At 56.7% G+C, this 21,099-nt stretch carries 21 protein-coding genes and 1 riboswitch; of the genes, 3 read left to right on the top strand and 18 right to left on the bottom strand.

The genetic code is table 11. From position 1 onward, the window contains the following. Positions 1-55: 55 nt before the first annotated feature. Positions 56-991, top strand: coding sequence for an aromatic alcohol reductase (locus AC0IXH_RS03305; protein WP_471719961.1), 936 nt, complete (start codon positions 56-58; stop codon positions 989-991). Between the two features lie 113 nt (positions 992-1,104). Here the strand turns inward: AC0IXH_RS03305 and AC0IXH_RS03310 are convergent, their stop codons facing one another. The 18 genes from AC0IXH_RS03310 to AC0IXH_RS03395 form a co-directional block, all read right to left on the bottom strand. Continuing rightward, complete coding sequence (locus tag AC0IXH_RS03310; protein ID WP_134824424.1) at positions 1,105-1,587, bottom strand: glutathione peroxidase; 483 nt, start codon at positions 1,585-1,587, stop codon at positions 1,105-1,107. 415 nt (positions 1,588-2,002) lie between these two features. After that, entirely contained in the window at positions 2,003-2,824 is an 822-nt protein-coding gene (locus tag AC0IXH_RS03315) for a glycosyltransferase family 8 protein (protein ID WP_471719962.1), read from the bottom strand. A 17-nt stretch (positions 2,825-2,841) separates the two neighbouring features. Then, positions 2,842-4,221 carry a D-arabinono-1,4-lactone oxidase gene (locus AC0IXH_RS03320; protein WP_471719963.1) on the bottom strand — a complete coding sequence of 460 codons (1,380 nt, stop codon included), beginning with the start codon at positions 4,219-4,221 and terminating at the stop codon, positions 2,842-2,844. A 169-nt stretch (positions 4,222-4,390) separates the two neighbouring features. Continuing rightward, positions 4,391-5,026: a TetR/AcrR family transcriptional regulator gene (locus AC0IXH_RS03325; RefSeq protein WP_013202741.1), complete on the bottom strand. Its 636-nt coding sequence runs from the start codon at positions 5,024-5,026 to the stop codon at positions 4,391-4,393. Positions 5,027-5,256: 230 nt separating this feature from the next. After that, entirely contained in the window at positions 5,257-6,018 is a 762-nt protein-coding gene (locus tag AC0IXH_RS03330) for a hypothetical protein (RefSeq protein WP_105759945.1), read from the bottom strand. 200 nt (positions 6,019-6,218) lie between these two features. Further along, positions 6,219-7,154 (bottom strand): ABC transporter substrate-binding protein, encoded by a 936-nt coding sequence (locus AC0IXH_RS03335; RefSeq protein ID WP_471719964.1) that lies wholly within the window; start codon positions 7,152-7,154, stop codon positions 6,219-6,221. Positions 7,155-7,179: 25 nt separating this feature from the next. Then, positions 7,180-7,947 (bottom strand): ABC transporter permease, encoded by a 768-nt coding sequence (locus AC0IXH_RS03340; RefSeq protein ID WP_471719965.1) that lies wholly within the window; start codon positions 7,945-7,947, stop codon positions 7,180-7,182. Continuing rightward, positions 7,944-8,693: an ABC transporter ATP-binding protein gene (locus AC0IXH_RS03345; RefSeq protein WP_471719966.1), complete on the bottom strand. Its 750-nt coding sequence runs from the start codon at positions 8,691-8,693 to the stop codon at positions 7,944-7,946. Before AC0IXH_RS03345 ends, AC0IXH_RS03340 begins: the two co-directional genes overlap by 4 nt. Continuing rightward, entirely contained in the window at positions 8,690-9,385 is a 696-nt protein-coding gene (gene tenA / locus AC0IXH_RS03350; RefSeq protein ID WP_346594247.1) for a thiaminase II, read from the bottom strand. The genes AC0IXH_RS03345 and tenA overlap by 4 nt, the downstream gene beginning before the upstream one ends. Before the next feature lie 65 nt (positions 9,386-9,450). Next, positions 9,451-9,555: riboswitch (TPP riboswitch) on the bottom strand. A 118-nt stretch (positions 9,556-9,673) separates the two neighbouring features. Continuing rightward, positions 9,674-10,948 (bottom strand): TonB-dependent receptor, encoded by a 1,275-nt coding sequence (locus AC0IXH_RS03355; protein WP_471719967.1) that lies wholly within the window; start codon positions 10,946-10,948, stop codon positions 9,674-9,676. A gap of 152 nt (positions 10,949-11,100) precedes the next feature. After that, a complete protein-coding gene (locus AC0IXH_RS03360; protein WP_471719968.1) occupies positions 11,101-12,501 on the bottom strand; it encodes an FAD-binding oxidoreductase in 1,401 nt (466 codons plus the stop codon). Positions 12,502-12,531: 30 nt separating this feature from the next. After that, on the bottom strand, positions 12,532-13,347 hold the full coding sequence (locus tag AC0IXH_RS03365) for an ABC transporter permease (protein ID WP_455916550.1): 816 nt from the start codon (positions 13,345-13,347) through the stop codon (positions 12,532-12,534). Positions 13,348-13,350: 3 nt separating this feature from the next. Next, positions 13,351-14,178 (bottom strand): ABC transporter ATP-binding protein, encoded by an 828-nt coding sequence (locus AC0IXH_RS03370; RefSeq protein WP_013202732.1) that lies wholly within the window; start codon positions 14,176-14,178, stop codon positions 13,351-13,353. Then, on the bottom strand, positions 14,175-15,158 hold the full coding sequence (locus tag AC0IXH_RS03375; protein ID WP_167738452.1) for an ABC transporter substrate-binding protein: 984 nt from the start codon (positions 15,156-15,158) through the stop codon (positions 14,175-14,177). The genes AC0IXH_RS03370 and AC0IXH_RS03375 overlap by 4 nt, the downstream gene beginning before the upstream one ends. Positions 15,159-15,171: 13 nt before the next feature. Continuing rightward, positions 15,172-16,053, bottom strand: a complete 882-nt coding sequence (locus tag AC0IXH_RS03380) for a creatininase family protein (protein WP_471719969.1) — start codon at positions 16,051-16,053, stop codon at positions 15,172-15,174. A gap of 21 nt (positions 16,054-16,074) precedes the next feature. Beyond that, a complete protein-coding gene (locus AC0IXH_RS03385; protein ID WP_338574581.1) occupies positions 16,075-16,545 on the bottom strand; it encodes a RidA family protein in 471 nt (156 codons plus the stop codon). Then, the gene (locus tag AC0IXH_RS03390; protein WP_471719970.1) at positions 16,535-17,824 is read right to left on the bottom strand and encodes an amidohydrolase family protein; all 1,290 of its coding nucleotides are present in this window, start codon (positions 17,822-17,824) and stop codon (positions 16,535-16,537) included. Before AC0IXH_RS03390 ends, AC0IXH_RS03385 begins: the two co-directional genes overlap by 11 nt. Next, positions 17,821-18,789, bottom strand: coding sequence for a PDR/VanB family oxidoreductase (locus AC0IXH_RS03395; RefSeq protein ID WP_471719971.1), 969 nt, complete (start codon positions 18,787-18,789; stop codon positions 17,821-17,823). Before AC0IXH_RS03395 ends, AC0IXH_RS03390 begins: the two co-directional genes overlap by 4 nt. Before the next feature lie 146 nt (positions 18,790-18,935). Here AC0IXH_RS03395 and AC0IXH_RS03400 point away from each other — a divergent pair, with 146 nt between their 5' ends. Both AC0IXH_RS03400 and AC0IXH_RS03405 read left to right on the top strand, forming a co-directional pair. After that, positions 18,936-19,856 carry a LysR family transcriptional regulator gene (locus tag AC0IXH_RS03400; protein WP_105759937.1) on the top strand — a complete coding sequence of 307 codons (921 nt, stop codon included), beginning with the start codon at positions 18,936-18,938 and terminating at the stop codon, positions 19,854-19,856. Positions 19,857-20,158: 302 nt separating this feature from the next. Next, a complete protein-coding gene (locus AC0IXH_RS03405) occupies positions 20,159-21,097 on the top strand; it encodes an ABC transporter substrate-binding protein (protein WP_346566795.1) in 939 nt (312 codons plus the stop codon). Positions 21,098-21,099: the final 2 nt, after the last annotated feature.

Genomic DNA, 21,099 nt, shown 5'->3' on the forward strand with positions numbered 1-21,099 from the left:
TGAACCAGCCAATCTCAGCTGTCAGGATGACGTTTTTAAGTGACAGGAAGCAATAATGAAAGTTGAAAAAAAACCGATTGAAACGTTACTTGTACTGGGGGCGGGAGAGCTTGGGATTCAGGTGCTAAGAGCGTTGGCTAATAAAACGCAGGAACATAGCCATTTGAAAATCAGCGTGCTACTCAGAAGCGAAGCCGCTCATGCTATTTCTGGCTCACGAAAGGCACGGCTGGATGAGCTGATGAAACTCGGCATCAGTGTAGTCGAGGGCGATCTGCACCAAAACAGTATTGACGAGCTGAGTGAGATATTTGGTTCTTTCGACGCCGTCATCAACTGCAGCGGTTTTGTCGGCGGCCCGGGCACGCAGATTAAGATTACGCAGGCGGTATTAAAAGCGGCTGTAGATCGCTACTTCCCATGGCAGTTCGGTGTTGATTATGACGTTATCGGTAAAGGCAGCGGGCAACAAGTGTGGGATGAACAGCTTGATGTTCGCCACCTTTTGCGTGCACAGAACGCGACAGAGTGGGTCATTGTCTCTACGGGGATTTTTACCAGCTACCTGTTCGAACCCGGCTTTGGTGTCGTTGATGCACAGAATAAAACCGTTTATGGCCTGGGTAACTGGGATCATGCGGTGACATTAACCACACCTGAAGATATTGGTCGGCTGACGGCAGATATATTCTTCTGTCAGCCTGCTTTCCGTAATGAGATTGTCTTTATTGCCGGGGATACGCTGACTTATCGCGAGCTTGCTGACATCATGCATACCCACTGGGGCAGTGAAGTAACCAGAAAATTACTGGACGGGCAAAAGCTTGAGAATGACGTGCAGCAGAATCCGCAAGATGTCGGAGCTAAATACCGGCTTGCTTTTGCACGGCCTGATGGTGTGGCCTGGCATAAAGAAAATACCTTCAATCACCGTCAGGGAATTGCCACGACAACGGCCGAACAATGGCTTGCAAAACAGCAAAGCCTCTAGCGTTATGGTGTGGAAGAGATCGTTATATGCGATAAGCGGCGGTTTATCTCACTAGGATATATTCAGCTTGCGGGAAGCCCTCCAGATGCGGTCGATTCGATTAACACGAGCCCTTAAAGTTCAAGCGCAGCCACAATGACGGATTCCATTTTCTCTGGTTTGGTGAATGGAGCGAAACGCTTGAGCGGTTTGCCGTCGCGTCCAATCAGGAACTTGGTGAAGTTCCACTTAATCCGTCCACCCAGCACGCCGGGCAATGCGTCTTTCAGGTAGCGAAATACAGGGTGACTATTGGCGCCGTTGACCTCCACTTTCCCGAACATCGGGAAGCTCACGCCATAGTTGATGTGACAGGTCTGCGCGATTTCGTCGGCACCGCCGGGTTCCTGTTTACCGAACTGGTTGCAGGGGAAACCCAGCACCACCAAGCCCTGAGCGGCGTACTTCTTGTTTAGCGCCTCAAGCCCGGCGTATTGCGGCGTGAAACCGCACTGGCTGGCGGTATTCACCACCAAAACCACTTTGCCCGCATAGTCGGCCATCGAAACAGGCTTGCCATCCAGACGGGTGGCGGAAAGTTGATGAAAGGTGGTCATAGCGGAAACCTCAGAGAAAATCAGTTTGACGTCAACATCTGGAACGAAGCCGCCAGTATACCGATGCAGAAGGGTTTTAATCAGCGAAAAGCGGACGTGTAAGCATCGAGAGTCCGCTTAAAATCGCGCTAGCACATCATAATGAAAATTCTTATCTGCAAGATTGGCAAGATTGGCAAGATTGGCAAGATTGACAGGACATAGGTGGTTTTAGATTTTGACCTGTGTAACCCCAATCAACCAGTCAACACTGAAGCTCAGGGAGGGGAGGGCGCGTTGATAAGCAAAGCATCTGCGACAGGGATGTCGCAGCTGAGCCTCCAGGGATGGATTCACGGCGACTTTGCGTTCAACGCGCCCTCCCTGACCCGTCACCCAAACCCGCAGACGACTCCCCTGAACCCACCAATCCAAATCAGGCTTCCGCGATATCCCACCACATCTTATTCAATGCGTAATAGCGGTCGCCCTTGTCCAGCGCCTTCTCCCATGGCTTATCAATGATAAAGTGAATGTTCTTCACCTCATCCAGATCCCACATCGCGGAGTGCTGGAACGGTAGCGTTTTCAACGCGTTGTAAATGTACGGCAAGGGCTTCCACCGCTCGTGGAAATAGTCATTGAGGAAGTCCTGCTCGGCAAACAGATAGCGGGAAAGATCGTCCAGCTCCGCCAACTGATGCAACATATCTTCAAATATCGCCTGATCCGGGCGTAACACCAGGAAACCGCCGTTCAGGTAATTATCCACTTCTTCCAGTTCTTCCGTGTGCTCTACGCCACGGCAAAAACTGTAGAAACAGTTCTCCGGACGCCAGCTTTTCGGATAGCTTGGGATCTTGTTTGGATTGCAACGACAGGCGTGACAGGCCGCAATCTGATCCTCTTCCAATGGCAGCTCAAACAGCTCATCCATGTTTTGCGTCACTAACATGTCCGCATCAAGGAACACAATGCGTTCAAATTCGGTCAGCTTCCATACCGCCAGCTTGGTCCATACCTCGGAAAAACGCGCGTTAGCGTAGTTGTTTTGCAGGCTGCTGTTCGGACTGATCGGCTGCACATCGCGCAGCAAACAGCCGGCTGCTTCCAGCGTCTTACGCGCATCGGCATCAATATTTTCCGTGACCATCACCACCAGTGGAAAGGCGCTGCCTGACTTCACTAACGATTTCTGCAAGGCCTGCACGCCAACCAGATAGCCTGGCTGCGTCAAAAGGGTAGTCCATGCCTTCATTGGCTTCTCCTGGATAATCAGTCTAATAATGCGGCGGTAAACGCATTCTCAAATTTATGCTGGGGATCCAGCGCTTCACGCACGCTGGCAAACTCATGCCACTGCGGATAGAGCGCTGCCCAATCGTACAACGGCGCCTCAAAGTATTTGCCCCAATGCGGGCGACCACCTTCTTCAGCCAATACTTCTTCGACGGCGCGCAGGAAATTCACCCCTTCTTCAGACAGTGAACCGTCCTCGGAGTAATACACCACAAAACCAAAGAAGCAGGTGTCCTGCTGATAGGCCGGGCTGAGCCAGGACGAAGACGGGCCGGTGCAGCGCAGGATAATCGGGTAATGCATGTGCGGCTGAGTGTCGGCATGCCAGGCTTTAATCTTGCGGATCACCTCGCCGGCACGGGCCAGCGGAATGCCGATTTCAACGTTGATCTGCGGCGTGGCGATCCCGCGACAGAACACCTGATACACATCGCCGGTCACGTCAGAGAAATCCTTAAAGCGCGTGACGGTGCGGAACGGTTTGCCATTCTCATCAAGAATTTTGGTGTCGCTGCGCATATGCTCCAGCGTCTGATCGATGGTCTCGTTCATCGCATCACTGGTCTCTTCCTGCTTCACCAGATCTTCGTTGTTATCCTGGTAAAGTGCGATCTCTTCTGCATTCGCTTCTCGTGCTGCCCAGACGTGAACCTGGTTCTCGTTCGGGAACCACCAGGCTTTGCTCAGCGCATAGTTGTGGTTCCAGTCGAGTAGATCCTCTTCCAGCGTGTCGGCACTGACCGCATTTTTGAAACAGGTGTAAACCACAGAAGGCGTGGTGCGTAATGTCACCTGAGTCAGCACGCCTAACGAGCCTAACCCCAGTTGCACCGCCGGGAACCACTTATGGTCGCGGTCATACTCGGCAATGCTGCCGTCGGCCAGCACCAGACGGATGCTCAGCGCCTCATCGGCAATCGAACTTTGCTGCAATCCCTGGCCATGGGTGCCGGTCGACAGGGCACCGGCAAGGGACTGCGAGGCAATCACGCCAGGGGAAGCCGGCAGCATTCTGCCAATGCCGGACAGGATCTCGTAAACCTCGTGCAGCGGCGTACCGCCGGCAAAGGTGGCGCTGTCATCGGTGATCGCAATCAAGCCGCGCAGCTTGCTGAGGTCCACCAGCGTATCGCCTTGCTCCAACAGCTTGAGCATCCGGCCGGGCGACATTTTGCTGCCCATTACGCGGATTTTACCCCGGCTGGCGGCAACCAGCTGCTGCAATTCGGACTCGGACTCCGGTGCGCACACCGCGTTTTTATCGCCCAGCGTGGAATTTTGGGCCCAGTTCCATACTTTGCCATCAGCGGCAGGATGGGGGTTGCGAAGGGGATATCCGCGATTTTCGCTCGTCATCGACTACTCCTTTCATAAGGACAATAACAAATCAGTAAGGGGGAAAAGCGCAGGAATAAGCTTTCGAGGCGCCGTACATTACCGGTAAGCATAGCTGAAAAGCCCCAGAACGACAGGTTCCGGGGCGTGAAAAGTTGTACAGGATGTTTTTCGTTGTACAGATTGCCGATCAAATCGGACGCAGATAGCGCAGGGTGGCATCAACCACCAGCTGACGATTACGTGAGATGCTCTGCTGTTCGCTCTCGCCGCCGCCAAACAGCGTGTTGAAGGTGTAGCGGTTCGACACGTTATGCGTACAGATACTGCTGATCAGACGGTGAACGTCGACCGTGTCCGCTTTGCTGTCGAACACACCTGCCGCTTTACCGCGCGCCAGAATATCTTCCAGCACGTCGAGGGCACTCTGGTTCAGCGTTTTGATGCGCTCCGACTGACTGATATAGCGCCCGCGCATCAGATTCTCGGTGCAGACTAAGCGCATAAAATCCGGGTGGGTGATGTGATAGTCAAAGCTGGCTTCGGCGAGGCGCGCCATGGCGATCACCGGCGGCATTTCAGCCAGGTTCAGGCCGGTTTCATGCTGGCGAATTTCCTGATACACCTGCTCGAGGACTTCCACATACAGGTTCTCTTTGTTGCTGAAGTGGTACACCACCATCCGTTTAGTGGTCTGAGCATGTTCAGCAATCTGTTCCATGCGGGCGCCCTGCAGGCCGAATTCGGCAAAAGTGGCAAGCGCACCGGCAAGGATGCGTTTCTTCAACCCTTCCGGGTCGTTTTTTCTTTTGGCTGTGACTGACATAGCAACTCGTTAAATCCGTCGTCTGTAAGAGGACCCTGACAGGGTTTACATCCACCATATTACCACAGAAAGCCTAAGGCCTCGTGAGCAGGGCGGGCGGTGTGATCCTGTTGGTCAATAGTAAGGTATGGAGGCAGCTGAGGGAGATTCAACCCTTTACAAGGGAAGGGTAACGGTGGGGGATTGGGTTGCCACGAACATGTTCAGGACGTTGTTCGCGGCAAAGTGACTTAAAAATAAGGATGCGTTCCGTCTATCACGCTGGCGTAATGACCTTTGATTTTCTCATTCAGCTGCGCCTCGTTCGGCAGAGGCCGCCCGCGCAGCACCGCTTCGGTGGTGAAGCAGAAAATCAAAATGCCCCGGCTGCAAATGTTGGCTGCCTCGGTGTAGCTTTCAAGCGTCGAGAAATACGCATCGCTGCTTTTGGCTTTTTCCAGACTGGCGGACATCACCGACACCAGCATACGGTAAACGTCTATCGCCTCGCCCAGCACCGGGATTTTACCGATTGAGAACGCCAGAATCTTGCTGATGCGGGTAAACAGCAGCTTTCTGTCCGGCAACGCAAACAGCTCTTCCAGCGTCTCCAGCCACAGGTTAAAGGTGGTGGCGAACAGTTCATTCTGCACGATCTGCAGGCTGGCATGCTGCCAGGAGAATGAGGCCGCCATCAAGGCAAAATCCCGCTGATAGCTCAGGAATGCCTGCTCATTATCATCGTCCGCCAGCGTCAGCGCATTGCTGGCCAACTCGAAGTTTTGCAGCTCTTGCTGACTGTCTGCTTCATGCCAGTCAATCAGCCTGGCTTTGCGCAGTTGCAGGGTTTTTAACGCTTCCAAATCGTGGAAGGTTGCCATCGCGATCTCACTGGCTAACAGCGCCTTATTGATCGTCTGAATCACCACGGGCGACTCCACCACAGAACGCTGCGCCAGCAATTCATTGCGGCGATTAAGGTAGGCGGCGGCAGGACTGAGGAAGTTGCTCATGGAGTTTACCCGGGGTCGGAGGGGGGACAGGCATCAGAGAACCTGTACAGTAGGTTCCAGTATGGCATAAGTTCTTGCTAAGAAAGCCTGGGGGGAAAGCTTTTCAGGATAATGCCAGATAGCCGAGGGTAATCAGCAGCTTGAAATGGCCTGTAACATCTGTTCGCCCGCCAGCATCGACTGGCGGGCTTTACGATTTCTTAACGTAATTCCATCGCGTAATTGTTAACCGGCGTGATTTTTTTGATCAGCTTATGGTCAAAAAGAAACCGTTCGTAAGCGTCATAACGGGCTCTGTCCAGATGGGCCGGATCGCGGGCAAACATCGGCAGGGTTTTCATCCACGCGGCTTTGTTTAAGGCATTATTAAGGTCCGGGTGCGCACTGGCGAACGCATCCCAACTCTCCTGCGGATGGGCATGCAGGTAGTCGCTGCCTTTCTTCAGCGCAATCAGGAATTTTTTGATTTTCGGCGCGTTCACCTCATCGCGATTCGCCACGATAATCAGCTCGTCATAGGCCGGAACGCCGTAGTCCTCAACGTTGAATACCTGCGGATCCTTACCGTGCTGCTTCAGCTCCAGCGCTTCGATATTGCGATAGCCGCCTATCACCGCATCGACCTGGCCCGCCATCAGCGCGCTGTTGAGCTGGAAATTGACGTTGACCATCTTCACCTGATCCAGACTGACCTTTTCATGGTTGAGCATGGTGCCCAGCGTCGCCTGTTCAATACCGCTGACCGAGTAGCCAATTTTTTTGCCCTTCAGTCCGGCCGGCGAGGTGATGCTTTTATCCAGCGTCATCACCGTATTTAACGGCGAGTTAATCAGCGTGCCGACGCGCATCAGCGGTAAGCCCTGATCGGCAAAGAAATGCAGCTGTGGCTGATAGGTGATCGCCAGGTCGGCCTGTTTGGCTGCCACCAGCCGTGGCGGCAATGCCGGATCGGAAGGCGGCACAATCTTCACCTCCAGCCCTTGTTCCTTAAACGCGCCGATCTGTTCCGCGACCATGATCGGCGCGTGATCGGGGTTGATATACCAGTCCAGCACCAGCGTCAGCTTGTCGTTGGCGCTGGCGGCGTGGGCACAGGCGGCAGTCAGCAGCAGGCCGCAGAGGGTTTTCTTAAACATGTGTTTCCCTTGAGTGAGGTATCGATCAGTCATTTTCCGGTGCCCAGCGGATCAGGCGACGCAGTGCACTGTCCACCGCCAGCCACAGCAGCAGAGTCATCAGCACCAGAATAAAAAGTGCCGCAAAGCAGAGTTCGGTTTGCATCCGCGCATTGGCGTTCAGCATCACGTAGCCCAGACCTTCGCCTGCGCCGACCCATTCGCCGATGATGGCGCCAATCGGTGCCACCGCCGCCGCCATCCTCAGCCCGGAGCCAAACGCAGGCAGCGCCGCCATCAGCCGCACATGGCGTAATAACGCCCAGCGGGATGCGCCCATGGTGCGGGCGAGGTCGAGAAGATCGTTATTGACCCGGCGCAACCCGTCGAAGAAAGCCGAGGTGACCGGGAAGAAAATCACCAGCACCGCCATCGCCACCTTGGCGCTGATGCCGAAGCCGAACCACAGCACCAGCAAGGGTGCCAGCGCAAAAACCGGTATGGCCTGGCTGGTCAGCACCAGCGGCATCAGCCAGCGCTGTAAGCGGGGGGAGAACATCATGCACAGCGCAAGGATGGCGCCGAGCAACACGCCGGCGACCAGCCCGCTGACGATTTCCGCCGCGGTCACCAGCGTGTGCGCCGCCAGATACGCGCGGCTGGTCCACAGGACGTCGGCAACCGACATCGGTGTGGGCAGCAGGAAGGCAGGAACGCCGCTGCGGGTGATTGCCCACCAGACGGTAATCAGGCCGATAAACACCGTCAGGCCACGCCGCCAGCGGCCAAAGGCCGATTCTTTTACGGATATCATCCTGCCGCCCGGGTCAGCTGTTGCAATAATTCACCCTGGCTCTGCAACAGATGCCGATCGTCAGGGGCCCGTGGCGGCAGTCCGGCAATCTGATGCGAATCATCAATCCCGGCCGCAGACAGCACCAACAGCTGGTGGCTAAGGCGGCAGGCCTCCAGCGGATCGTGGGTGATCAGTAACACCGTGTGGCCGGTCAGTAACGTCGAGGCCAGGGTCTGGATACTGGTGCGGGTAATGGCGTCCAGCGCTGAAAAAGGCTCGTCCATCAGCACCATCGGCTGACGCTGATAAAGCGTGCGGGCCAGCGCGGCTCGCTGCCGCATACCGCCGGACAGCCCGGCAGGCAGGCTGTCGCCATAGCCGCTGAGCCCGACGCGCGCCGTCAGCTCGTCAGCCCATTCGCGGTCGGGCTTCTCGCCACGCAGGCGTGAGGCGAGGCTGATATTCTCGCGGACGGTTAGCCACGGATAGAGCAGATCTTTCTGCCCCATATAGGCCACGCGTCCCTGCACCGGCAGGCCATCGCTGCCCGTGACCGTGCCTGCCGTCGGCTGCGCCAGCCCGGCTATGATCTTCAGCAGGCTGGTTTTGCCGACGCCGCTGGCTCCCAGCATCGCGGCAAACTGACCGCCGGTGATATCGACATTCAGCCGTTCAAACACCGTCCGTGCGCCGTAGCGCAGGGTCAGATCGCGCACCTCAATCCCCGGCGGGATCACGCCGCGGGCAATGTCATGACTGTTCATACCACGTTGCTCAGGCTGGCATTGAGGCCCATCTGCCAGAAGGCACTTTCCAGCCGGGTGGCGGTGGTGAAGATGGTTGAAAGCTCCGGCAGACGACTTTGTGCGCCGCGCTGAACCCCAACCGTTTCCAGTAGATCTATCGCCCGCTGAACGCTGGCCAGATAGTTTTCGTCGCCGTAGTTGGCGATCCACGAGCGGTAGGGATTGCCTTCGGTGACGGTGGTGGGATTGTGCAGCAAGCCGAGGCCTATTTCGGCATAGCCCGCGACGCAGGGAAGCAGTGCGGCCAGCAGATCCAGCGCATCGCCGGACTGGCCGATATCCAGCACATAGCGGGTGTAGTTGAGGGTTTCGGGCGCTTCCTGTTCATTGCGCATCTGGCTTTCGCTGATGCCCCACTGCGTGCAGTAACCGACATGCAGCGGCAGCTCGGCGACGATGGCGTTCAGCGAGGCGGTGGCGGCACGCATTTCTGGCAAGGTTCGGAACTTGCTGACCAGCAGGGCATAGGCGCGGGCGAAATGGATCAGGAACAGGTAGTCCTGGGTCAGATAACGCCGAAACGCGCTTTCAGGCAGCGTGCCCTGGGCCAACTGCTGAAGAAAAGGGTGGTTAACGTAGTGCTGCCAGTCAGCCGCGGCTTGCTGGCGAAGCTGGCCATAAAGACCACGGGAAAACATGTTGTCAGACATGGGACCTCCAAAAGTGAGTGGAGATCCGGGCGTGCAGAGGTATGAACAGGCAACGATCGAAAGTGGTGCTATTGCCAACCCGTCCCTTCGCTGGCATGACCCAGATCAGGTTCAAAGGGTCCGGCTAACGTCGCCATCTCAGCCCATAAAGGACACCCCTCGGAGAGGCTTGTTATACGATATTTACTTTTTGATTACAATCGATGGCTGGCAGCCGAGTTGGCGTCATAATGAAAAACGGCCTTCTTGCGAAAGCCGTTGTTTAAGCGCCACTAAGCCTGTTTTGGCTTAGAAATCATATTCTAACGCTAAGCGGTTCTGCCAGAAGTTCTTGTCAGAGGTCGAGGTGGTTTGCACGCCGACAAAGTCGGTCAGGCTCAGCCCTTTCAGCACGCCATCAAAGCTGTAGGTGCCGTAAATCAGGTACTCCGACTGATTGCTGCTGGACGCGCCGGCGCTGGCGGTCAAATCCATAAACGAGTAGCGGCTGCCGAGGGAAATATTGCTGTTGGCGGTCCAGTTCAGATCGGTGGAGTAGGCGTTGCCGCTCCCCAAATCCTGGGTACTGGTGAAGAACGGTTGGGCAAAATACTGGCCGGACGAGGTGTTATGGGCATAAGGCGTCACCAGCGCGCCGTTGCCATAGGCATTCTCACTGGCGGCGATATGGTCCCAGTTCAGTGACCAGCGCAATGACGGCACAAAATTCATCGCATACTGCGCGCCGTAGCTGGTGCTGTTTACTTCGCCCGCCAGCGCGTCGCCCTGACTCAGGCCGCGAATAAACTGCACGCCAATTTTGGGCTGCAACGGATTTTCCGACCACGACAGGAAGCTGTCGGCGTAAACCATCTTGGTGTAGTTATTGTATTCTTCGTACCACAGCTGGCCGGTCAGCTTTTTATCATCCAGCTTCAGGGCACGTCCGCCGCCGATGCCCCACATGCCGTTAGTGCGGCCATCGGCATCGGTGTAAGCGGTGGTGTCGAGAAACTGATCGTCACCCCAGGGTTTATAGCGGGTAATTTTGGTGGCGTGCAGGAAGTTGTCGCTGTCGCCATAATTGGCGTCCACACCCCGGAACAGGATCGGGGTGATGCGCCAGTCGTAGTCGCCGATAAACGGGATATTGATACGCTGGTCACCGGCGGTGATGCGGAAGTCCTGATAGTGCCAGCTCAGATAGGCTTCGCCGACGCCGGTCTCGTTTGGCCCCAGTTCACCGATCAGGTGGTCATCGTTATGCGAGATGCCGCGTTGCAAAATGCCGCTGACGCCAAGGCTCAGGCCATAATATTCCGCCGTGGCATACTTCACGCTGCCGCCGTAACTGACGGTGTCCTGAGAGTAGCCCGGCGAGAAATAGGCGTTGTGGGTGGAATAATAAAGGCTGCGCAGGCTGCCATGGACCGAGCCGCAGGTAAACATTTCGGTCAGTGAATCGGCGACGCCGGCATCACAATCCGAAACCGGTGCCGCGGCCAGCGCGTTACCCATTAATAAAGCCTGAGAGACGACGAGTGCACCCAACTTTAGCGCAAAGTTGACCTTCTTTGTTTTCATCAATAGCTTCCTGTCAAAAATTGAAAATGATCTGCCCGCAGCAAAATTTGCTGAGTAATTGTTTTTTGGTATCCCGTAAAACCGTCCAGTGGCGAGCGCGTTATTTTAGCTGCGTGCTTTATTTACTCACTGTAATTAATTTCATGCTGATTTCATTTATTCAGTGACAGCGGATCGCTTGGTAATTCCAGCGTGTCGCGCACGTCCCAACCCTGCAGCTTTCCTGGGTTGAGCAGTCCTGCCGGGTCCAGCGCCTTTTTAACTGAGACCACCTCGGCCTTAATTTCCCCTTGCTTACCTTCTTCAATGGTAAAGACATGCGGATTGTTTATTTTTACATCATGATCGCGGAATATCTGCATTATTTCGTTCAATCTTTCTTCACTGGAATAGCGAATTAATTGTAATCCGCTGGCAGTGATATTGCTATCGTTGTCACGCAGGAATTCAATGTGGGAAATAACTTCATCGCCGAACAATTCCGCCATCGCAATAATTTGTTGGCGATAGGTGGAATAATTGAACGCCGTCTGCAAATAGGTCAGGGTGCTGTCCACTTTCAGCGCATGCAGCGTGGTATGGTTCCAGCAATATTCCATCAAGGAGGCATTGGCTTCACGCGCCTCGTCCGCCGTCTGGCGCACGGCATTCTGGCCGCGATACTTTTCTAACAGTCCGCTGCACAGGCCTTCACTTTGCTCCGCAATCACGCTGATCACCGCATGCTGCGTGGCCTGATAATTGCCGTTCAGATGGGTGAAATAGCTTGGGATCGGTGCGGCGAACAGCGCAAGCTGGCGTTTCACCAGCCCTGGCGAGCGGGCAAAGGCATTGGCATAGTCCAGCGCTTCGGTGAAGTCGTCGAACACATCCAGCCGCTCAATCCACTGATGCACCGGTGCCAGCGCCAGCTCGACTTCCAGCACGATGCCGTTGCTGCCGTAAGCATGATGCAGCAGCAAGGCCTGCGGCGCGGGAACGCTGAGGATGCGCGGCTCGGCTTCCATGGTCATCACTTTCACGCTCAGCACGTTGCCGGGTGCGCCCAGCGGGCCATAGTTGATTGAACCGATGCCGCCAAAGCCGCCGCCATACAGTCCGCCCAGCGTCGCCAGCCGATAGGTCGACGGCATACAGCGCAGCTCCCAGCCCTCAGGACGGGTCACCGTTTCAATCTCGGCCAGACGGATCCCCGCCTGCGCCCGCACGCGGCCTTCACCCAGTTCCACCACCTGATTAAACGCGGTCATATCGACCAGAATGCCGCCCTGTAGCGGCACCAGCTGACCGTAGTTGCCGGTTGCGCCACCGCGTAATATCAGCGGCAGGCCGTGCTGCACGCAGGCCTTGACCAGCAGGCTGAGCTCTTCTTCATTGCGCGGGCGAACCACCGCATCGGCCTGCTTGTTTTCCAGCTGCTGCTTCAGCACCGGGCTGAACCAGTGAAAATCGCGCGAAAGACGTTTGACCTTGGGGGCCTGAAGCGTCCACTCGAGGTCGGGAAGCGCCAGCAGCATCTGCTCTACGGCGTTCTTACGTTGTTCACTGTCCATACTCATCCTGTCGGCAAAAGGGTCATTAAATTAGTGAGACTGCACGGCTTCGCTTTCATGCCAGGCGCTGAGGGCGCGCCGGGAAATCCACGACATCACGCCAAACAGCGCGATCCCGGTTAGCGAAATCAACAGCAGCGCGGCAAACATCAGCGGAATATCCAGCTGATAGCCTGCCTGTAAAATCTGATAGGCCAGCCCGGTGTTATTGCCGCCGGTGCCCGCCACAAACTCGGCCACGACCGCGCCGATCAGCGACAGTCCGCTGGAGATGCGCAGCGCGCCGAAAAAGTACGGCAGGGCTGAGGGAATACGCAGGCGCACCAGGATTTGCAGGCGGCTGGCATGGCTCAGCTGGAAATAGCTCAGCAGGCCGGGCGACACGCTGCGTAACCCCTGGGTGGTGTTGGAGATAATCGGGAACACCGCCATCAGCGTCGAGCAGACCACTAACGACAGCGTGGTGTCTTTCACCCAGATGATGATCAGCGGCGCGATCGCCACAATCGGCGTCACCTGCAGAAACACGATGTACGGGAACAGCGCCGTTTCAACAAAGCGGTTCTGCACCAGCACAAAGGCCACCGCGCAGCCGATGACGATCGACAGCACAAATGAAATCAGGGTGATTTTCAGCGTGAACATCAGCGACATCATCAGCGAACCGAAGTTGGTCCACAGGCTTTGCAGCATCACCACCGGCGACGGCACGAGGAACTGTGGGATTTTGAAATAACTGACCCAGCCCTGCCACAGCAGGATCACCACCACGGCGACCACTGCCGGGTAGAGAATTTTACGGAAGGTCGGGTTGCTGGCCCAGGGCGTTGATCGTTGCGTCTGCATGGCTTACTCCTTTCCTGACTGGCTGGCTTGCAGAAGGCTGTCCTGCAGGCGTTTGGCATAAACCGAAAATGCCGGGCTGACGCGGAAGTCTTCACTGCGCGGGAAGGGCTCGGTAATCGCGATATCCTCCACCACACGGCCAGGTCGTGCCGCCATCATGATCACCCGCTGCGACAGAAACACCGCTTCGTGAATGGAGTGGGTGACGAACACCACCGTCAGGCCCTGTTCGCGCCACAGACGCAGCAGATCGCTGTCCAGTTTGTTGCGGGTGATTTCGTCGAGCGCGCCGAACGGTTCGTCCATCAGCAGCAGCTTAGGCCGTGTGACCAGCCCGCGCGCAATCGACACGCGCATCTGCATGCCGCCGGACAGCTCACGCGGCAGGACTTTGGCAAACTTGCCCAGTCCCACCAGCTCCAGCGCTTCACTGACGCGGGTGTTGGCTTCTGCGCGCGGCACGCCGGCCAAATCGAGCGGCAGGCGCACGTTGTTATGCACGTTGCACCACGGCATCAGCGTGGCTTCCTGGAAGACAAACGACAGCGGCTCCTGCGCCTTTTCACGGCTGTCACGCCGCCACAACATCAGCTTGCCGTCGGTCGGTTCAATCAGCCCGGCCACCATCTTCAGCAGCGTACTTTTGCCGCAGCCAGAGGGGCCAAGCAGGGTGATAAACTCACCCTGGTTGATGGTCAGATTGACCGGCAATAACGCGCGGGTGCCGTTGCTGTAGATCTTCTCCGCCGACAGCACCTCAATGGCGGGCTGTGGCGGCGCGCTGGGCGCGCGCACCTCACTCATTACGGTCAGTTTAGGGGCTGAATTCATGGCATAACCTTCGCGTCTTTAATCAGGTCGAGGGTATAGGTCTGTTCAAACGGCACTTTATCGGCGGCGATCAGTTTGTTTTTCACCAACATATCCCAGGTCTCTTTCAGACGCGGTTCGGTGATGATGCCAATGCCGCCGGTTTGTGCGTCGCCGCCGGTCACCAGTTCATATTTCTTCATCTGCGCGATGCCGAAGGCAATCTGATCGGCACCCATTCGCGGGTTGGCCTTGGTGATCAGCACGTTGCCGGCGGTCGGGTCCTGCAGATACTCTTTCCAGCCTTCCATCGACGCCTTGATAAAGGCCGCGACCGCCGTTGGGTGATTTTTCACCGTGTCGGCCATACAGATAATCGAGTTGCCGTACGGCGGATAGCCCCAGTCGCTGAGCGGGTAGACGTAGAATGGCTTGCCGCCTTTTTGCACCGAGAACGGCTCGGAGGTGACGTAGCCCTGCTGGACTAAATTATTGTCCGCGAGGAAAGGCTGCACGCTGAAGGTGTAAGGACGAATTTTGGCGTTGGCCAGGCCCAGATTGCTCTTAGCCCATGGCCAGAACGAGGTATAGGCCTCGGTGGCCAGCAGAAAGGTTTTATCTTTTAATTCCTCGCCTTTGCTGACCTTGTCATGGCTGATAAACACCGTTGGCGAGTGCTGGAACACCGTCGCGACGGTCATCGCATGCACACCGGCCTGCCAGGTCTCCAGCGCCTGACCGTTGTCGCCCAGCGTACAGTCCGCCTGGCCGGCGGCCATCAGCTGCATTACATTGACCTGCGGGCCGCCCATCTTGATGCTGACGTCCAGCCCGGCATTTTTGTACAACCCTTTGGCCTGCGCCTGATAAAAGCCGCCGTGTTCTGCCTGAGCGTACCAGTTGGTAAGGAAGGTGAATTTTTCTTCTGCCAGGGTGGAAAAAGAGGTTCCGGCCAGCATCAGGGCAATCAGGCTATAGGTGGGTTTGCGCATGTTATTCATCACGGGAAATCCTTTATTCAGAGGCAAAAGAAGACGAAGGTGGCGTAAAAGAGGTCTGCACAAAGCCATTCCAGTGGTGTTTGCCCCAGGTGGGTTCACTGCGTGCTTTCCATTCCATTTGATGGATTTCGGTAATGGCCTGCGCCCAGCTGGCGGCCAGCGAGTCGAGGATCGCGTGGCCCTGCTCAACGGTGGCCTGCGTCGGGTCGCCAATCACGCCGCTGGGACCAAAGTCATACGAGGCCCAGGCGGCGGCCGGACGGCTGCTGGAAAGCGTCGGGCAGGGGAATTCAGGAGGATAGTTCACCACCGCATGCTCCATATGGACGCACTCCGGGGCCAGCGCCAGCATCACCGCCGTTTCGCTGTGGCCAGCGTGCATCGCCATTTTTTGCTCCTGCGCGCTGAGATACTGGTTCTCCACGTTCGGCACGCGGAACACGTCATGTGGGATCATAATAATGTCGCCATGGCGCAGACGCATCTCGCGTGAGGCCATCTGCAATACCTGCGGCTGTCCACCGTGGCCGTTTATCATCAACAGCTTGCGGAAGCCGGCGCGATAGACCGATTCGGCAATTTCCAGAATGGTTTGCAGCAGCGTGTCGCCGGTTAAGGTCAGGGTGCCGGGGAAATTGAGATGCTCGTCCGACTTGCCGTAGGTGACCGGTGGAATGGCGAACGCCGGGATTTCTTTTGGCAGACGGGCCAGCGCGTGGCCTGCCACGCCGGACGAGATCACGCTGTCCACGGAGCAGGGCAGATGCGGGCCATGTTGCTCAATGGCGCCGGTCGGCAATACGATCACGGTATTGGCTTTGTCCGGCAGGGCAGCAATCGCCGGCCAGCTAAGGAAGGGGAGGAAGCGGGCTGCGGGAATATAACCGTTAATCATACTGTGCCTCGTTGTCCGACATTATTGCGTTAAGCGGGATTGGGGTAGCCACGCGGTGGCCTCGACTTCAATCAGTACCTCGGCACCTGGCAGCATCTCGCTGACCTGAACCACGGTGGAAACGGGCGGCTGACCGGGATAAAACAGTTTTCGCACCTGGCTGTAATACGGGAAGTGATCGAGGTTGCGGAAATACTGCACCAGCTTGATCACGTCACTCATCTCGCCACCGGCCTCTTCAATGGTGCGGCGAATGCTTTCCAGCACGTACCAACTCTGTGCAAGAATCGGGCCTTGTTTGGCATCGGTCGAGAATTCGCCGGTTTCACCGAGCAACACGCGGGCGTCGGCCGGAATATCCTGAAAGCCGCGCACGATGGTGGCGCTCTGTGGATTGACCGGAATAATGCCGGACAGAAAGATAAAATCTCCCGCGCGACGCCAGGCGGCATATTTGGCGAGCGGCTTGCCCGCTCCGGCTTCAAGACTCATAACAGCACTCCGCATTCCACGTTCGTTGAAAGGTCAGCTTGCCGTGGTGGATCACCACGCGAGCCGCACTGTTTAAAGGCCAGGTTACGCTATCGCTTCCCGGGAAAAGCACCAGGCTGGCGGGGCTACCCACCGCCAGCGGTAAGTCGTTTGCCGTACCGCTCAGCGCAGCAGCAGAACAGATCAGCTGGGACTGCTGGTCAAAAACTCTATCCAGCTGCAGGGCAAACAGCCCGCAGCTCAGGGTATCCAGCGGGTCATAGCTGCCTGCCGGGCAAAAGGCATCCTGCACGTTGTCGCACCCGAGCATCACCGGAATGCCGGCGGCCTGCGCCTCTTTCACCAGGGTGATCCCGCGCTGGCGCGGCGTCTGGCCGACAACGGCGTCCTGCAACAGCAGGTTGGTCATCGGCAGGGCGATCAGGGTGACACGGTGTTTAGCTAATTCGCTGAGCACGACCTTAGCCTGCTGTTCACTGCCGGACGCCAGCGCGCATCCGTGGCTGCAGCAGATATGCCCGCTAAAGGCGTTTTCGCTGAGGAAGTCAGCCAGCCAGACCAGGCCGTTGGCGGTCTCGCTAAGCTCTTCGTCGATATGCAGATCCACATCCAGCCCCCAGCGGGCGGCGCTGTGCATCAGGTTGGCCATCGCGGCCGGATCCCAGTTGGAGGAGTGAACAAATCCGCCTAACAGGCAGTGTTCACCGCTTTGCGCCACCGCGCGGGCAATGCGGTCTGCGGCATCCGCATCGGCGAAAAAGCCCAGTGGCGCCAGCGCCACGCGTTGCAGCGTGACGCCAGGCTGGTGAAGGGTCGCCAGTTCATGCCAGGCGAGGGGTGGCGTCGGTTCAAACCAGTCGATATGGCTGCGTAACAGGCTGACGCCGTGGGACGCCGCCCACGCCAGGCCCTGCGCTGCACGCTGGTGGAGATCCTCCGCGGTCCAGTGCTGGCGATCCTGGTGCAGGGTTTCTATCGCCGCTAACAGACCCGGTCGTGCAGGGCGACTGCGGCCAATGGTGAAGGTTTTATCCAGATGCGCGTGCGGTTCAATCAGGCCAGGCAAGGCCAGCGTGCCCTGAAGGTCCCACAAATCTGGCTGGTCGGGCTGAGCGGGGGTTAGCGAGGGGATCCTGCCGTCGGCGAAACGGATATCCGCCGCGACGGGTTCACCCTGCTGCTGCGGCCAGTCGGCGGGCAGCAGCCACGCCGGTAAACGGACGTTGGCAACGCCGGCCAGTGGCGAGCCGGGTGGAGTCGGGCGCGTCGTCAGCCTCACAGGTCGAGGACCAGAACAGGGGATTTGGCGCGGGAACAGCACACCGTTATCTGGCTGTTGTCGGCCTTTTCTTCATTGGTCAGCACACAATCCCGGTGATCCGGAATGCCGTCGATCACGTCGGTAATACAGGAGCCACAGATACCCTGTTCGCAGGAAAGCATAATATCGACTTTGGCACTGAGTAAGACTTCAGCAATGGTCTGCTCCGGGCTGACCAGATAACGTTGTCCGGTGGAACTCAGCTCAATATGAAATGCCGTATTGCCACCTTGTCGCGCTAATTCCGGGTTGCTGAAACGCTCAAAATGTAACTGGTCGGGCTGCCAGTGATGCTGCTGCATAATGTCCTGCAGCCTCTGAATAAAGCCGTCCGGTCCGCAGGCCATCACTCGGGTGTGCGGGTCGGATTGCGTCAGGGCGAACGGCGTGTTGTGGCGCAGGGAATCGTTTGCGTCGCTGTAATGAAAAAACACCCGCTCCGCGAGAGGTTGTGCTCTCAGACGCTGCAGGAAGGCGGTTTGCTCAGCGTTCGAAACATAGTAATGCAGCTCACATTCGCCGCCCTGACGCGCGATAGCTTCCGCCATCGCCAGCAACGGCGTAATGCCAATGCCGCCTGCCAACAGCAGATAACGCGGCGCGTCCGGTAACGGAAAATGATTGCGCGGTGCGGAAATCGTCAGGCTGTCGCCAGGCTTAAAATGGTGGTGAATATGCTGCGAACCGCCAGAGGACAGTTCGGCCAGCTTGACGCAGATTTCATAATATTCCGCGTCACCGGCTTCGCCACAAAGGGAATACTGGCGCGGCCCAAGCTCAGGAATAAACAGGTCGATATGTGCGCCTGGTAACCAGCCTGGCAACGCATAATCCCGCTGGGCAATTAACTGCAATGACCGGTTTCCTTCGCCATTTTCAGTGATTGCTTTAATCGTGACAGGGATTATTTCGGCGTCTTTCATGTTCTTTTACCGTAGCGAGTCTGGACTCTGTTTGAGTGATGAAACGATTGTTCCCGTTGCAATGAAAGCTACGTTATTGCTATAACTGCGTTGCGTCGAGAGCTTTGATTCGCACGTCCCGTTGCATAAAAGAGAGCACCTCACCTATGTTCGCCTTCTCAAAGTTCCTGCTGTATTTCACCGAAGTGGCGCGTCTGGGATCCTTCCGTAAGGCGTCAGAAACCCTGCACGTTGCGGCGTCCTCTATCGACCGGCAAATCCTGCGGGTGGAAAAAGAGCTGGCGATGCCGCTGTTTGAACGGCATCCCACCGGGCTGCGGCTGACGGCGGCGGGGGAGCTGTTGCTGCATGCCGCCAAAAACTGGAAGAAGGACTTTTCCCGCGTGCGTGAACAGCTCGACGACCTGCGCGGCTTACGGCGTGGGCACGTGCGCATTGCCACCATCGATGCCATTAACCGGCATTTCTTCTCGTCGATGCTGAAGAAAGTGCATCAGGACTATCCCAACATCTCCTTCACGCTGACCACCATGAACAATATCGATATTCAGCAGGCGCTGATTTCGGGGGATGCGGACTTTGGCATTATGCTTAACCCACAAAGCTCGAAGGAGCTGATGGTGCAGGCCTTTGCCGAGATCAACCTGGGGATTGTGGTGCCCAAAGGGCATCCGCTGGAGGGCCGAAGCGGGGTGCGCTTTAATCAATGCCTTGAATATCCGTTTATTATTCCCTCAGCCCCGCTGATGCTTTACGGGCCGGTCGAGGCGCTGCTGAATAATAACGGCGGCATGGTGAAAGAAGTGGCGGTGTCCAATAACATCCATATGATCCGTTCACTGATCAAAGAGAAGATCGGCATTGGCATCCTCTGCTGGCTGGACATCATGGATGAGGTGGACCGCGAAGAGCTGGCCTTTATTCCGCTGACCGATCCGCAGTTAAAATCCTTCACCCTGTCGCTGTGCCTGGCGCCTTCACGACAGCTTTCGCTGGCGGCATCGATGATGTTGAAACAGCTGGAAGTGTTGTTCAGCCAGATTGATGCACCGGGCCGTGAGGACTAATTGCACCAGTTTAGTGCGTGATGCTCTCCTTTGAATCAAATGTTGCAACGCCATTCCCCGACAAACCCTGTGGAATGGCGATCGGTGAAGTTGGCACCGTTTTTGTATAGCTAAACGTGAGTAGAAGCGGTCAGTGCAGCTCAATGCGCGGGACATTGCTCAGCAACCATTTCGCGGTTCATTTTGCGCCGGATTGGGAGGCTGAGCCGCGTCTGCTTGTCCTCTCTCCGGCAACGATAAGGAGAGGAGCAATGAAGTTACCATCCCGCATTTCCCTGTCTTACTGCGTGCTGAGCACGTTGATGTTTGGGGCGCTGTCATCCACCGCCAGCGCGGAAGAGAAAATCGCCTTACTGACCTCCTGGTACGCGCAGGCCGAGCAGGGCGGTTATTACCAGGCGCTGGCCACCGGCATCTATAAACGCTACGGCCTGGATGTCAGCATTCAGTCTGGCGGCCCGCAAATTAATGGTATGCAGCTGCTGCTGTCGAAACGCGCGGACGTGATCATCGGTTACGACCTGCAGCTGCTGGAAGCGGTCCAGCGTGGCTTTCAGGCTAAGGCCATCGCCGCGCCTTTCCAGTATGATCCGCAGGGTTTGCTGACCCACGCCTCGGTGACCTCCCTTGACGGGCTGCAGGACAAAACCATTCTGGTCTCCAGCTCCGGGCAGTCAACCTGGTGGCCATGGCTGAAAGAACGTTATCACCTGAAAGATTCTCAGGTCCGCCCTTATACCTTCAATATCCAACCCTTTGTCGCCGACGATAACGTCGCGCAGCAGGCTTACGTCAGTTCTGAAGTTTTTCAGGCGCAGAAAGCCGGGGTGAAATCCAACTTCTTCCTGTTCTCCGAGCATGGCTACCCGCCGTATGGCGGCATCTTAATTACCCGTCCGGATGAGATCGGCGGCCGCAAAGAGGCGATGGCGAAATTTGTGCAGGCCTCGATGGAAGGCTGGGTGAGTTACCTGAAAAACCCGGCACCTGGCAATGCGCTGATCAAAAAAGACAACCCGAAAATGACCGACGATCTGTTGGCGTGGGCGGTTGAGCAAATCAGCCAGCATCATCTGATTGATGGTGGCGATGCGGCAAGCAAAGGCTGGGGCACCATGACCGAGGCACGCTGGCAGAAAACCCGCGATTTTATGGTCAATGCCAAACTGCTTAACGCCGATACCGACTGGAAGCAGGCCTATACCACCGAGTTTATTGACCACATACAGGTTAAACCTTGAGG

It is taken from the genome of Erwinia sp. AC075, assembly GCF_979253995.1.